The 14,285-nt window shown below is 65.3% G+C and carries 11 protein-coding genes and 2 rRNA genes; 9 read left to right on the top strand and 4 right to left on the bottom strand.

Annotated features, from left to right (window positions below; genetic code table 11):
• Positions 1-3 precede the first annotated feature (3 nt).
• From PV963_RS10110 to PV963_RS10100, 3 genes are all read left to right on the top strand, one after another.
• Positions 4-1,173 (top strand): GAF domain-containing sensor histidine kinase, encoded by a 1,170-nt coding sequence (locus PV963_RS10110; protein WP_274815311.1) that lies wholly within the window; start codon positions 4-6, stop codon positions 1,171-1,173.
• A complete protein-coding gene (locus PV963_RS10105; RefSeq protein ID WP_274815310.1) occupies positions 1,166-1,807 on the top strand; it encodes a response regulator in 642 nt (213 codons plus the stop codon). Before PV963_RS10110 ends, PV963_RS10105 begins: the two co-directional genes overlap by 8 nt.
• A gap of 156 nt (positions 1,808-1,963) precedes the next feature.
• Positions 1,964-2,206, top strand: coding sequence for a chaplin (locus tag PV963_RS10100; protein WP_274815309.1), 243 nt, complete (start codon positions 1,964-1,966; stop codon positions 2,204-2,206).
• A gap of 254 nt (positions 2,207-2,460) precedes the next feature.
• On the opposite strand, the gene PV963_RS10095 is transcribed toward PV963_RS10100, so the two are convergent.
• Positions 2,461-3,246: a hypothetical protein gene (locus PV963_RS10095; RefSeq protein WP_274815308.1), complete on the bottom strand. Its 786-nt coding sequence runs from the start codon at positions 3,244-3,246 to the stop codon at positions 2,461-2,463.
• Positions 3,247-3,407: 161 nt separating this feature from the next.
• Here PV963_RS10095 and PV963_RS10090 point away from each other — a divergent pair, with 161 nt between their 5' ends.
• The 3 genes from PV963_RS10090 to PV963_RS10080 all read left to right on the top strand — a co-directional run bounded on the left by PV963_RS10090 (position 3,408) and on the right by PV963_RS10080 (position 5,824).
• Positions 3,408-4,205: an ABC transporter ATP-binding protein gene (locus PV963_RS10090; RefSeq protein ID WP_274815307.1), complete on the top strand. Its 798-nt coding sequence runs from the start codon at positions 3,408-3,410 to the stop codon at positions 4,203-4,205.
• Positions 4,206-4,300: 95 nt separating this feature from the next.
• Entirely contained in the window at positions 4,301-4,732 is a 432-nt protein-coding gene (locus PV963_RS10085) for an NfeD family protein (protein ID WP_274815306.1), read from the top strand.
• Between the two features lie 132 nt (positions 4,733-4,864).
• A complete protein-coding gene (locus PV963_RS10080; protein WP_184982239.1) occupies positions 4,865-5,824 on the top strand; it encodes an SPFH domain-containing protein in 960 nt (319 codons plus the stop codon).
• A gap of 57 nt (positions 5,825-5,881) precedes the next feature.
• Here PV963_RS10080 and PV963_RS10075 read toward each other — a convergent pair whose 3' ends face one another.
• The 3 genes from PV963_RS10075 to PV963_RS10065 form a co-directional block, all read right to left on the bottom strand.
• Complete coding sequence (locus PV963_RS10075) at positions 5,882-6,388, bottom strand: HNH endonuclease (protein ID WP_274815305.1); 507 nt, start codon at positions 6,386-6,388, stop codon at positions 5,882-5,884.
• Positions 6,389-6,598: 210 nt separating this feature from the next.
• Positions 6,599-7,138 carry a YbhB/YbcL family Raf kinase inhibitor-like protein gene (locus PV963_RS10070; protein WP_274815304.1) on the bottom strand — a complete coding sequence of 180 codons (540 nt, stop codon included), beginning with the start codon at positions 7,136-7,138 and terminating at the stop codon, positions 6,599-6,601.
• Between the two features lie 52 nt (positions 7,139-7,190).
• On the bottom strand, positions 7,191-7,973 hold the full coding sequence (locus PV963_RS10065; protein ID WP_274815303.1) for a sporulation protein: 783 nt from the start codon (positions 7,971-7,973) through the stop codon (positions 7,191-7,193).
• 145 nt (positions 7,974-8,118) lie between these two features.
• Between PV963_RS10065 and PV963_RS10060 the strand changes: the two genes are divergently transcribed.
• From PV963_RS10060 to PV963_RS10050, 3 genes are all read left to right on the top strand, one after another.
• Complete coding sequence (locus PV963_RS10060) at positions 8,119-8,769, top strand: DNA-3-methyladenine glycosylase (protein ID WP_274815302.1); 651 nt, start codon at positions 8,119-8,121, stop codon at positions 8,767-8,769.
• A gap of 526 nt (positions 8,770-9,295) precedes the next feature.
• Positions 9,296-10,823: ribosomal RNA gene (locus tag PV963_RS10055) — 16S ribosomal RNA — on the top strand.
• 310 nt (positions 10,824-11,133) lie between these two features.
• Positions 11,134-14,255 (top strand): 23S ribosomal RNA (locus tag PV963_RS10050).
• Together the 16S and 23S rRNA genes form the textbook arrangement of a ribosomal RNA operon.
• Positions 14,256-14,285 lie beyond the last annotated feature (30 nt).

Here is a 14,285-nt window from a genome sequence, read left to right as displayed (position 1 = left end):
GTCATGAGCCACGGTCCACGGTCCGGCCTCGCCGCGGTGAGCTCCGCGTTGCTGGCCATGAGCAGGCATCTCGAGGTGCGCGACGTCCTCAAGACGATCGTCGCCTCGGCCCGCGAGCTGCTCGACGCGCAGTACGCCGCGCTCGGCGTCCCCGACGACCACGGCGGCTTCGCCCAGTTCGTCGTCGACGGCGTCAGCGAGGAGCAGTGGAAGGCCATCGGCCCGCTCCCGCGCCAGCACGGCATCCTCGCCTCGATGCTGCACGAGGCCAGGACCGAGCGCCTCGCCGACGTCCGCAAGGACCCCCGCTTCGAGGGCTGGCCGAGCGCCCACCCCGACCTGGTCGACTTCCTGGGCCTGCCCATCCGCGACGGCGACGAGGTCATCGGCGCCCTGTTCCTGGCGAACAAGCTGCGTCCTGTGGGGGAACACCCCCCGTGCCCGAAACCCGAAGGCGGTTGCGGCTTCACGGCGGACGACGAGGAACTGCTCGGCATCCTCGCCCAGCACGCGGCGATCGCCCTCACCAACGCCCGCCTCTACGAGCGCAGCCGCGAACTCACCATCGCCGAGGAGCGCTCCCGCCTCGCCCACGAACTGCACGACGCGGTCAGCCAGAAGCTCTTCTCCCTCCGCCTGACCGCCCAGGCCGCGGCCCGCCTGGTGGACCGGGACCCCTCCCGCGCCAAGGGCGAACTCCAGCAGGTGGCAGCCCTCGCCGCCGAGGCCGCCGACGAACTGCGCGCCGCCGTCGTCGAGTTGCGCCCCGCCGCCCTCGACGAGGACGGCCTCGTGGCCACCCTCCGGACGCAGGTCCAGGTCCTCGACCGTGCCCACTCCGCCCGCGTCACCTTCGCCGGCCGCGGTGTGAAGGCCCTGCCCGCCTCCCAGGAGGAGGCCGTCCTGCGCGTCGCCCAGGAGGCCCTGCACAACGCCCTGCGCCACTCCGGCGCCGACCACGTGGACGTGACCCTGGACCGCCGCGGCAGCGGAGCCGTCCTGCGGGTCACGGACGACGGCAGCGGCTTCGACCCGAGCGCCGTCCGCCACGCGGGGCGCCATCTGGGCCTGGTCTCGATGCGGGACCGGGCGAGCGGCGCCGGCGGCACGCTGACCGTGGAATCGGCGCCCGGCAAGGGCACCACGATCGAGATGGAGGTCCCCGGTGGCTGACGCAATCAAGGTGCTGCTCGTCGACGACCACCAGGTCGTCCGCCGGGGCCTGCGCACCTTCCTCGAGGTACAGGACGACATCGAGGTCGTGGGCGAGGCGGCGGACGGCGCCGAAGGAGTCGACCGCGCGGAGGAACTGCGGCCCGACGTCATCCTCATGGACGTCAAGATGCCGGGCATGGACGGCGTCGACGCCCTGCGCAGACTCCGCGAACTGGACAACCCCGCGCGCGTGCTGATCGTCACCAGCTTCACCGAGCAGCGCACCGTGGTTCCGGCCCTGCGCGCCGGCGCCGCCGGCTACGTCTACAAGGACGTCGACCCCGACGCCCTCGCCGGAGCCATCCGCTCCGTCCACGCCGGGCACATCCTGCTCCAGCCGGAGGTCGCCGACGCCCTGCTGTCCCAGGAGGAGGCCAACTCGGGCCCCGGCCGGGCCGGTTCGCTCACGGAGCGGGAGCGCGAGGTGCTCGGCCTGATAGCGGACGGCCGCTCCAACCGGGAGATCGCCCGCGCCCTCGTCCTCTCCGAGAAGACCGTCAAGACCCACGTCTCGAACATCCTGATGAAACTCGACCTGTCCGACCGAACGCAGGCCGCTCTGTGGGCCGTTCGCCATGGTGTGACCGGCTGACAGGCTCATCCCGCGGCAACACGGATGGTTCCGTTCCGGACTGAGATTCATACCGTCGTGGGAATGTCCCCCATATGGCGCATCCCCAGCGGATCTCCGCCGTTCTCCAGTGCGTGCTGCGGCGCCTGCCGCGGCAATCGCAAGGAGGGCTCAGAAGTGAAGAAGCTGAAGAAGGCCGCTGCCGTGACGATGGTGACGGGTGGCCTGCTGGCCGCGAGCGCGGGCATCGCCTCCGCCACCAGCGCGCACGCCGACGGCCAGGCCGTGGGCTCCCCGGGCGTCGGCTCGGGCAACGTCGTTCAGGCCCCGGTGCACGTCCCGGTCAACGTGTCCGGCAACAGCGTGAACGTCGTGGGCGTCCTGAACCCCGCCTTCGACAACCACGCCGTCAACCACTGACACCCCACCTCCGTCTCCGAGCCGGAGGTACCACCGGCCTCCCAGCACACCTGGGAGGCCGGTCCGCTTTTTTGCGAGCACCCGTCCCGCTCAGCTGCGGGCAGTCGTGCCGCTTGGGACGGCACCCTTCCCAAAGAAGCGGCACCTAGCAGCGCCGGGCTGCGCACCCACCCGGCCCCAGCGCAGACGCCGAGCACCTTCACAACCGACAGTCATCGCACCGCACCCCCGCTCAGCACCAGAACAACCCCCAGTCACCGCACCCCCCGCTCCCGCTCCTCCACAACGGAGTTGTACGCCGCGACCTGCGCCCGCCGAGCCGTCCGCTCCACCGGCCGCAACGCCTCCCGCCGAGCAGAGATCTCGGACGAACTCACCGCACCGCCGTGCCCACTCTCCGTCGCCACGGCGATGAGCGTCCCCACCCGCTGCGCCAACTCCAGCACCCGCACCGCCCGCGGCGGATACCCGGGTGCCAACACCTCCCGCCCCCGCTCGGCCCGTGCCCGGTACGCATCGACCGCAGCCTCCGCCACCGGCCCCGCCCCGGCCACATCCAGCCGCGTCAGCGCTTCGGTCGCGTCCCTGAGCGCCTCGGCCAGTTCCCGCTCCGCCTCACCCAGCGACGGCACATCCGCCGGCGGCGCCTCCCGCACGGGCAGCACATGCCACACCACCTCGTCGTGCACACCCTCGGGCCCGGCCTCGTACACGTCCGGCACCAACCCGAAGGCGGCCCCGTAACAGACCACCGCCTCCTCGGCCTCCAGCGCCCGCGCGTTGAACTCCGGCGGCCCGCTCAGCCCCAGCGGATGCCCCGGCGCGGGCAGCGCCACCCGCAGCCCGGTCACCCCGAGCGTCCGTAGCCGCCCCAGTGCGAGCGTCAGCCCGACCTGGCCCGACTCACCCGGCAGCCCCTCCACCCGATGCACCGCGTCCTCGCCGACGATGGCGAGCACGGCGTCATCCGGTGAGACAAGTCCGGCCAAAAGGGCATTTCCCCATGCAGCGAGACGTCCAGCGCGTGGTTCCGTGAGCATGGCCCCACCCTAGGACCCTCCAAGGACCGGACCGAGGGAATGTCCGGGCCGACCGGTGGCGTAGATTTCATGGAGGGCTGCGCCCACCGGCGCGGCGGACCGAGCCACAGGCTTACGCGACAGCCGAGACCGGCCACACTGCAAGGGGAGACAACGCGCTCATGAGCGATGTTCTGGAGCTTCAGGACGTATCCGTGGTCCGCGAGGGCCGGGCTCTGGTGGACCAGGTCTCCTGGTCGGTCAAGGAGGGCGAGCGCTGGGTCATCCTGGGCCCGAACGGCGCCGGCAAGACCACCCTCCTCAACCTCGCTTCCACCTACCTCTTCCCCAGCTCGGGCACCGCCGCCATCCTCGGTGAGACCCTCGGCAGGCCCGGCACCGACGTCTTCGAGCTGCGTCCGCGCATCGGCATGGCCGGCATCGCCATGGCCGACAAGCTCCCCAAGCGCCAGACGGTCCTGGAGACGGTGCTGACCGCCGCGTACGGCATGACCGCCACCTGGCACGAGGACTACGAGGAGATCGACGAGAAGCGCGCCCGCGCCTTCCTCGACCGCCTCGGCATGAGCGAGTACCTGGAGCGCAAGTTCGGCACGCTCTCCGAGGGCGAGCGCAAGCGCACCCTCATCGCCCGCGCCCTGATGACCGACCCCGAGCTGCTGCTCCTCGACGAGCCCGCCGCCGGCCTCGACCTCGGCGGCCGCGAGGACCTCGTCCGCCGCCTCGGCCGGCTCGCCCGCGACCCGATCGCCCCCTCGATGCTCATGGTCACCCACCACGTAGAGGAGATCCCCCCGGGCTTCACGCACGTCCTCATGATCCGCCAGGGCAAGGTCCTCGCCGCCGGCCCGCTGGAGCTCGAACTCACCTCCCGCAACCTCTCCCTCTGCTTCGGCCTCCCACTCGTCGTCGAACAGGCCGGCGAGCGCTGGACGGCACAGGGCCTCCCGCTGTCCTGACCCGGCCCCTCGACCCACAAATCCCAAAGTAAGAACGGCATTTCACACGCTGGGCGCCCTGTCGGCGACAGGGCCGTCGGACCTACCATGACCATGTGGAAATCGACGCATGGCTGTGGTGGCTGATCGGCGCGACAGCGCTCGGCATCGCGCTCGTGGTCACCGCGATGCCCGAACTCGGCATGCTCGCGGTGGGCGCCATCGGTGCCGCGGTGGTCAGCGGCGTCTTCGGCGGCGGAGCCGTCGCCCAGGTCGCCGTCTTCGCCGTCATCTCGACCGCGGGCATCGCCGTCGTACGGCCCATCGCGAACCGGCATCGCGCCCAGCGACCGCAACTCGCCACCGGTGTCGACGCGTTGAAGGGCAGACAAGCCGTCGTCCTGGAACGTGTCGACGCCTCCGGCGGCCGCATCAAGCTGGCCGGAGAGGTCTGGTCGGCTCGCGCCCTCGACACCGACCGCGCTTACGAAGTGGGCCAGGAAGTGGACGTCGTGGACATCGAGGGAGCCACCGCGATCGTCATGTGACCTCGAAGGACGTAACTGGAGTGAACTCCTCGCCAGCTACGCGACGGTCTGACAGACTCGACCAGCAAGATCTTCGACAACCATAAGATCTGCCGAAGGCGCCGAAGCGGAGAAGGGATACGGGGAACGACGATGGAACCGGTCATCATCGTCCTGATCATTCTGGTGGTGTTGGTCTTCATCGCCCTGATCAAGACGATCCAAGTCATCCCACAGGCCAGCGCGGCCATCGTCGAGCGCTTCGGCCGCTACACGCGGACGCTGAACGCCGGCCTCAACATCGTCGTCCCGTTCATCGACACCATCCGCAACCGCATCGATCTGCGCGAACAGGTCGTGCCCTTCCCGCCGCAGCCGGTGATCACCCAGGACAACCTGGTGGTCAACATCGACACGGTCATCTACTACCAGGTGACCGACGCCCGCGCCGCGACGTACGAAGTCGCCAGCTACATCCAGGCGATCGAGCAGCTCACGGTCACCACGCTCCGCAACATCATCGGTGGCATGGACCTGGAGCGGACCCTGACCTCCCGCGAGGAGATCAACGCGGCCCTGCGCGGCGTCCTCGACGAGGCCACCGGCAAGTGGGGCATCCGCGTCAACCGCGTCGAACTCAAGGCGATCGAGCCGCCCACCTCCATCCAGGACTCGATGGAGAAGCAGATGCGCGCCGACCGTGACAAGCGCGCCGCGATCCTCCAGGCCGAAGGTGTCCGGCAGTCCGAGATCCTGCGCGCCGAAGGTGAGAAGCAGTCTCAGATCCTGCGCGCCGAAGGTGAGGCCAAGGCGGCCGCACTGCGCGCCGAGGGCGAGGCCCAGGCTGTCCGTACGGTCTTCGAGGCCATCCACGCCGGGGACCCGGACCAGAAGCTCCTCTCCTACCAGTACCTCCAGATGCTCCCCAAGATCGCCGAAGGCGACGCCAACAAGCTCTGGATCGTGCCCAGCGAGATCGGCGACGCTCTCAAGGGCCTGTCGGGCGCCATGGGCAACTTCGGTGGCCTGGGCGGCGGTTCCGGCGGCAACTCAGGCGCGTCCGGAAGCGGCGTCCCCGCCCAGGAGCGCCGCGAGAAGCCGTCCATCGACTGACCGAGACGCACGAAGGGGGCCCGCTTCCCAGGGAAGCGGGCCCCCTTCGCACGACTGCTAGGCCGCGGGCTGCGCCAGCCACTCCGGCAGCGCGGCGAAGTCGTCCTGCCCCAGTGCCAGCAGCATCGCGTCCGCCGGAGTCGGCTCGAACGGCTGCCGCAGCAGCGGCATCCCCGCCTCCTCCGGAGTCCGGTTCGCCTTACGGTGATTGTCCTGCGCACAAGAGGCCACCGTGTTCAGCCACGTGTCCTGACCCCCCTGCGACCGCGGCACCACGTGGTCGACGGTCGTCGCCCGCCTCCCGCAGTACGCGCACCGGTGCCGGTCCCGGACCAGCACACCCCGCCTCGACCACGGCGCTCGTCTTCGGAAGGGCACCCGTACGTACTGGCAGAGCCTGATCACACGGGGCGCCGGTATGTCGACCGCGGCTCCCCGCATCCGCAGTTCGGGGTGGGCCTGCTCGACGACGGCCTTGTCCTGAAGCACCAGAACGACGGCTCGGTTCAGCGTCACCGTCGACAGCGGCTCGAAGCTCGCGTTGAGTACCAGCGTGTCCCGCATACCAGCCCACCTCCCGTGTGCACCGGCCCACCCCCTGGCGGGCTGGGATCAACTCTGGCCGGGCACGCCGAGATGGACAACGCAATATCTGCTGCTCCCACAGGGGGTGACCCCCGCGGCCCCCGGCAACAAAAATGCCCGCTCCTGATCAATTCCAAGACCAGGAGCGGGCAAACGTTCCGTGAACGCCGGGATCGCCGGGCGGCTCACTCAGCTTTCGGCGGGCACCTCGTACTCACCGATCAGCTGGGCCCGCCCGATCGTGTGGAACCGCAGGTTGAAGCCCACCACGGCCGGCGAAGCCTCCGCGTCCGGACCGAGCTTCTCCTGGTCCACGGCGTACACCGTGAACACGTACCGGTGCGGCCCGTCCCCGGGCGGCGGCGCGGCCCCGCCGAACTCCTTGCCGCCGTAGTCGTTACGAGCGTGGACCGCACTCTCGGGCAGACCCTCGAACTTGCCGCCGCCCGCGCCCGCCGGCAGCTCGGTCACCGACGCCGGGATGTCGAACAGCACCCAGTGCCAGAACCCGCTGCCCGTCGGGGCATCGGGGTCGTAGCAGGTCACGGCGAAGCTCTTGGTCTCGGGCGGGAAGCCCTCCCACCGCAGCTGCGGCGAGGTGTTGCCGGCCGCATAGACCTGAGCGTCCTTGAGCGTCGCAGCCTCCTGGACGTCCTCGCTCGTCACCGTGAACGACGGCACGGGCGGATGGAAGTCGTGGGGGAGCGGCCGCCGCTTGAGCTCGGTCACCTCGGTACCTCCTGATCGGTTCTTGCAGTTGATCCCGAGCCTAGGCCCTCCCCTAGAACCAGTTGCGCTTGCTGCCGACCTCGGAGAGCCACTGGTTGATGTACGCCGTCCAGTCGGTCCCCTGGTAGTCGTTGAGCCCCACCTGGAACGAGCGGAAGGTGTCGCTGCCCTCGCTGAACAGACCCGGCTTCTTGTCCATCTCGAGCACCACGTCCATGGCGTGCTCGTCGGCCACGAAGCTCAACTCGACCTGGTTCAGCCCCCGGTACTGCTGCGGCGGGTAGAACTCGATCTCCTGGTAGAACGGCAGCTTCTGCCGCGTACCCCGGATGACACCGCGCTCCATGTCAGCGTTCTTGAACCGGAAGCCCAGCTGGATGAACGCGTCCAGGATCGCCTTCTGCGCCGGCAGCGGGTGCACGTTGATCGGGTCCAGGTCACCGGAGTCCACCGCCCGCGCGATCTCCAGCTCCGTGGAGACCCCGATGTGCATCGAGCGCAGCTCCTGCCCGTCGATCGTCGTGATCGGCGTCTCCCACGGGATCTCCAGCCCGAACTGCACGGCGTGCACCGCGTTCGCCTGAAGCTCGAACGCCCCGCCCAGCCGGGACTTGGTGAATTCGATGTCCTGCTTGTACTCCTGGTCGCCGCTCTCCACCTCGACCTTGGCCTGGAGCCCGACCGAGAGCCCCTCGATCTGCTGGTTCACGGACCCGCCCTGAATCCGCACCTCACCCTGGACGACACCGCCCGGCACGACGTTGACCTCGTGCAGCACGGTCTCGACGGAAGCCCCGCCGGCCCCCAGGCTCGCGAGCAGCTTCTTGAACGCCATGTCTCTCCCTCTCGCCCACTACGGCTGGATCCTTGATCCATACAAACGCGATCCGGCCGTGGCCGGTTCCATGCCCTCACCCTGGCAAGGCCGGCGCCCTGAGGCCACCCCGCCGCACCACCCGTCTCCAGTACCCTCGGAGGGCATGATCGCGACCCCCGACCGTACGCCCCTGCCCAGGGAGTTCTTCGACCGGCCCGTCCTCGATGTCGCCCCCGACCTCCTCGGCCGCATCCTGGTACGCACCACCCCGGACGGTCCGATCGCCCTCCGCCTCACAGAGGTCGAGGCCTACGACGGTGCCGACGATCCCGGCTCGCACGCCTATCGCGGCCGCACGGCCCGCAACGGCGTGATGTTCGGTCCCCCCGGGCACGTGTACGTCTACTTCACCTACGGCATGTGGTTCTGCATGAACCTGGTCTGTGGCCCCGAGGGCAAGGCGAGTGCGGTCCTGCTCCGTGCCGGCGAGATCATCGAGGGCGCCGAGCTGGCCCGCACCCGTCGACTCTCGGCCCGCAACGACAAGGAACTGGCCAAAGGCCCGGCCCGCCTGGCCACGGCCCTGGGCGTGGACCGCTCCCTGGACGGCACGGACGCCTGCACCTCCGACGCCACACCCCTGAAGGTCCTCTCGGGCACGCCCGTACCCCGTGACCAGGTACGCAACGGCCCACGCACCGGAGTCGCGGGCGACGGGGGCAACGGCGACATCCACCCCTGGCGCTTCTGGATCGCCAACGACCCGACGGTGAGCCCCTATCGGGCTCATGTCCCGAGGCGCCGCCGAAGTTGACGCGTCCCCGCAAGATGCGTAATGTAGCCCGAGCCGCTTGACCCGGGTACGGCATTCGCCAGCAGCCGGAAGCGGCCAACCCACTACCTAGCTACTCCCCTCAGCAGGGGCGAATTCGGCGTGCCCGCATGCCTGAATTCGGCGCTGACCGACTCGATTATGAGTTGGACGGTGAATCGGCTAACGTAGTGAATGTCGAAAGGTCGACGAGCGAAAGCCAAGGCCGTCCGGCAAATCCCGCCGACAGGGAATCGGGTCGAGAAAAGGATCTGATAGAGTCGGAAACGCAAGATCGAAGGGAAGCGCCCGGAGGAAAGCCCGAGAGGGTGAGTACAAAGGAAGCGACCGTTCCTTGAGAACTCAACAGCGTGCCAAAAGTCAACGCCAGATATGTTGATACCCCGTCTCCAGCATCAGCTGGGACGAGGTTCCTTTGAAAAAACACAGCGAGGACGCTGTGAACGGCCGGGCTTATTCCGCCTGGCTGTTCCGCTCTCGTGGTGTTGCACCGGATTACCGGTACACATTCACGGAGAGTTTGATCCTGGCTCAGGACGAACGCTGGCGGCGTGCTTAACACATGCAAGTCGAACGATGAACCACTTCGGTGGGGATTAGTGGCGAACGGGTGAGTAACACGTGGGCAATCTGCCCTGCACTCTGGGACAAGCCCTGGAAACGGGGTCTAATACCGGATACTGATCATCTTGGGCATCCAAGGTGTTCGAAAGCTCCGGCGGTGCAGGATGAGCCCGCGGCCTATCAGCTTGTTGGTGAGGTAATGGCTCACCAAGGCGACGACGGGTAGCCGGCCTGAGAGGGCGACCGGCCACACTGGGACTGAGACACGGCCCAGACTCCTACGGGAGGCAGCAGTGGGGAATATTGCACAATGGGCGAAAGCCTGATGCAGCGACGCCGCGTGAGGGATGACGGCCTTCGGGTTGTAAACCTCTTTCAGCAGGGAAGAAGCGAAAGTGACGGTACCTGCAGAAGAAGCGCCGGCTAACTACGTGCCAGCAGCCGCGGTAATACGTAGGGCGCGAGCGTTGTCCGGAATTATTGGGCGTAAAGAGCTCGTAGGCGGCTTGTCGCGTCGGTTGTGAAAGCCCGGGGCTTAACCCCGGGTCTGCAGTCGATACGGGCAGGCTAGAGTTCGGTAGGGGAGATCGGAATTCCTGGTGTAGCGGTGAAATGCGCAGATATCAGGAGGAACACCGGTGGCGAAGGCGGATCTCTGGGCCGATACTGACGCTGAGGAGCGAAAGCGTGGGGAGCGAACAGGATTAGATACCCTGGTAGTCCACGCCGTAAACGGTGGGCACTAGGTGTGGGCAACATTCCACGTTGTCCGTGCCGCAGCTAACGCATTAAGTGCCCCGCCTGGGGAGTACGGCCGCAAGGCTAAAACTCAAAGGAATTGACGGGGGCCCGCACAAGCGGCGGAGCATGTGGCTTAATTCGACGCAACGCGAAGAACCTTACCAAGGCTTGACATACACCGGAAAACCCTGGAGACAGGGTCCCCCTTGTGGTCGGTGTACAGGTGGTGCATGGCTGTCGTCAGCTCGTGTCGTGAGATGTTGGGTTAAGTCCCGCAACGAGCGCAACCCTTGTCCCGTGTTGCCAGCAGGCCCTTGTGGTGCTGGGGACTCACGGGAGACCGCCGGGGTCAACTCGGAGGAAGGTGGGGACGACGTCAAGTCATCATGCCCCTTATGTCTTGGGCTGCACACGTGCTACAATGGCCGGTACAATGAGCTGCGATACCGCGAGGTGGAGCGAATCTCAAAAAGCCGGTCTCAGTTCGGATTGGGGTCTGCAACTCGACCCCATGAAGTCGGAGTCGCTAGTAATCGCAGATCAGCATTGCTGCGGTGAATACGTTCCCGGGCCTTGTACACACCGCCCGTCACGTCACGAAAGTCGGTAACACCCGAAGCCGGTGGCCCAACCCCCTTGTGGGGAGGGAGCTGTCGAAGGTGGGACTGGCGATTGGGACGAAGTCGTAACAAGGTAGCCGTACCGGAAGGTGCGGCTGGATCACCTCCTTTCTAAGGAGCACTTCTTACCGATCCCCTCGGGGTGAGGTCAGAGGCCAGTACATCAGCGAGTGTCTGATGCTGGTTGCTCATGGGTGGAACGTTGACTACTCGGCCAGGACCTCGGGTCGGAGGCTGCTAGTACTGCTCGTAAGAGCGTGGAACGCATGATCTCCGGACGGGATTTGGCCGGGCACGCTGTTGGGTGTCTGAGGGAATGGATTTTTCCTCAGCGCCGGCCCCAGTGAACTCGCCTGTGTAGGGCGGGGTGATGGGTGGCTGGTCGTTGTTTGAGAACTGCACAGTGGACGCGAGCATCTGTGGCCAAGTTTTTAAGGGCGCACGGTGGATGCCTTGGCACCAGGAACCGATGAAGGACGTGGGAGGCCACGATAGGCCCCGGGGAGTCGTCAACCAGGCTTTGATCCGGGGGTGTCCGAATGGGGAAACCCGGCAGTCGTCATGGGCTGTCACCCGCTGCTGAACACATAGGCAGTGTGGAGGGAACGCGGGGAAGTGAAACATCTCAGTACCCGCAGGAAGAGAAAACAACCGTGATTCCGGGAGTAGTGGCGAGCGAAACCGGATGAGGCCAAACCGTATGCGTGTGAGACCCGGCAGGGGTTGCGTATACGGGGTTGTGGGATCTCTCTTTCATGGTCTGCCGGCCGTGAGACGAGTCAGAAACCGTTGATGTAGGCGAAGGACATGCGAAAGGTCCGGCGTAGAGGGTAAGACCCCCGTAGTCGAAACGTCAGCGGCTCGTTTGAGAGACACCCAAGTAGCACGGGGCCCGAGAAATCCCGTGTGAATCTGGCGGGACCACCCGCTAAGCCTAAATATTCCCTGGTGACCGATAGCGGATAGTACCGTGAGGGAATGGTGAAAAGTACCCCGGGAGGGGAGTGAAATAGTACCTGAAACCGTGTGCCTACAAGCCGTGGGAGCGTCGGAATGAAGACTTGTCTTCATTCTCGTGACTGCGTGCCTTTTGAAGAATGAGCCTGCGAGTTTGCGGCGTGTTGCGAGGTTAACCCGGGTGGGGTAGCCGTAGCGAAAGCGAGTCCGAATAGGGCGGTTGAGTAGCACGCTCAAGACCCGAAGCGGAGTGATCTAGCCATGGGCAGGTTGAAGCGGAGGTAAGACTTCGTGGAGGACCGAACCCACCAGGGTTGAAAACCTGGGGGATGACCTGTGGTTAGGGGTGAAAGGCCAATCAAACTCCGTGATAGCTGGTTCTCCCCGAAATGCATTTAGGTGCAGCGTCGTGTGTTTCTTGCCGGAGGTAGAGCACTGGATAGGCGATGGGCCCTACCGGGTTACTGACCTTAGCCAAACTCCGAATGCCGGTAAGTGAGAGCGCGGCAGTGAGACTGTGGGGGATAAGCTCCATGGTCGAGAGGGAAACAGCCCAGAGCATCGACTAAGGCCCCTAAGCGTACGCTAAGTGGGAAAGGATGTGGAGTCGCAGAGACAACCAGGAGGTTGGCTTAGAAGCAGCCACCCTTGAAAGAGTGCGTAATAGCTCACTGGTCTAGTGATTCCGCGCCGACAATGTAGCGGGGCTCAAGCGTACCGCCGAAGTCGTGTCATTGCAGTAATACGGCCAACGCCGGCTGTGATGGGTAGGGGAGCGTCGTGTGCCGGGTGAAGCAGCACCGGAAGGTAGTTGTGGACGGTTCACGAGTGAGAATGCAGGCATGAGTAGCGATACAAACGTGAGAAACGTTTGCGCCGATTGACTAAGGGTTCCTGGGTCAAGCTGATCTGCCCAGGGTAAGTCGGGACCTAAGGCGAGGCCGACAGGCGTAGTCGATGGATAACCGGTTGATATTCCGGTACCCGCTGTGAAGCGTCAAACATCGAGCATCGTGATGCTAAGGCCGTGAAGCCGCCCCGGAGCCTTCGGGCAAAGGGGAGTGGTGGAGCCGCCGAACCAAGCGGTTAGTAGGTGAGTGATGGGGTGACGCAGGAAGGTAGTCCATCCCGGGCGGTGGTTGTCCCGGGGTAAGGGTGTAGGCCGTGCGATAGGTAAATCCGTCGTACATGTGGCTGAGACCTGATGCCGAGCCGATTGTGGTGAAGTGGATGATCCTATGCTGTCGAGAAAAGCCTCTAGCGAGTTTCATGGCGGCCCGTACCCTAAACCGACTCAGGTGGTCAGGTAGAGAATACCGAGGCGTTCGGGTGAACTATGGTTAAGGAACTCGGCAAAATGCCCCCGTAACTTCGGGAGAAGGGGGGCCACGCCTGGTGAGGGGACTTGCTCCTCGAGCTGGGGGTGGCCGCAGAGACCAGCGAGAAGCGACTGTTTACTAAAAACACAGGTCCGTGCGAAGCCGTAAGGCGATGTATACGGACTGACGCCTGCCCGGTGCTGGAACGTTAAGGGGACCGGTTAGCTCCATTTCGGTGGGGCGAAGCTGAGAACTTAAGCGCCAGTAAACGGCGGTGGTAACTATAACCATCCTAAGGTAGCGAAATTCCTTGTCGGGTAAGTTCCGACCTGCACGAATGGCGTAACGACTTCTCGACTGTCTCAACCATAGGCCCGGTGAAATTGCACTACGAGTAAAGATGCTCGTTTCGCGCAGCAGGACGGAAAGACCCCGGGACCTTTACTACAGTTTGATATTGGTGTTCGGTTCGGCTTGTGTAGGATAGCTGGGAGACTGTGAAGCGCTAACGCCAGTTAGTGTGGAGTCGTCGTTGAAATACCAGTCTGGTCGTGCTGGATGTCTAACCTGGGTCCGTGATCCGGATCAGGGACAGTGTCTGATGGGTAGTTTAACTGGGGCGGTTGCCTCCTAAAGGGTAACGGAGGCGCCCAAAGGTTCCCTCAGCCTGGTTGGCAATCAGGTGTTGAGTGTAAGTGCACAAGGGAGCTTGACTGTGAGACCGACGGGTCGAGCAGGGACGAAAGTCGGGACTAGTGACCCGGCGGTGGCTTGTGGAAGCGCCGTCGCTCAACGGATAAAAGGTACCCCGGGGATAACAGGCTGATCTTCCCCAAGAGTCCATATCGACGGGATGGTTTGGCACCTCGATGTCGGCTCGTCGCATCCTGGGGCTGGAGTCGGTCCCAAGGGTTGGGCTGTTCGCCCATTAAAGCGGTACGCGAGCTGGGTTTAGAACGTCGTGAGACAGTTCGGTCCCTATCCGCTGTGCGCGTAGGAGTCTTGAGAAGGGCTGTCCCTAGTACGAGAGGACCGGGACGGACGAACCTCTGGTGTGCCAGTTGTTCTGCCAAGGGCATGGCTGGTTGGCTACGTTCGGGAGGGATAACCGCTGAAAGCATCTAAGCGGGAAGCCTGCTTCGAGATGAGGACTCCCACCCACTTGATGGGGTAAGGCTCCCAGTAGACGACTGGGTTGATAGGCCGGATATGGAAGCACGGTAACGTGTGGAGTTGACCGGTACTAATAGGCCGAGGGCTTGTCCTCAGTTGCTCGCGTCCACTGTGTTAGTTCTGA

It is taken from the genome of Streptomyces coeruleorubidus (assembly GCF_028885415.1).
Lineage (GTDB): Bacteria > Actinomycetota > Actinomycetes > Streptomycetales > Streptomycetaceae > Streptomyces > Streptomyces coeruleorubidus_A.
The sequence above is the reverse complement of the archived record's forward strand: the minus strand, read 5'-3'. Positions and strand labels throughout refer to the sequence as shown.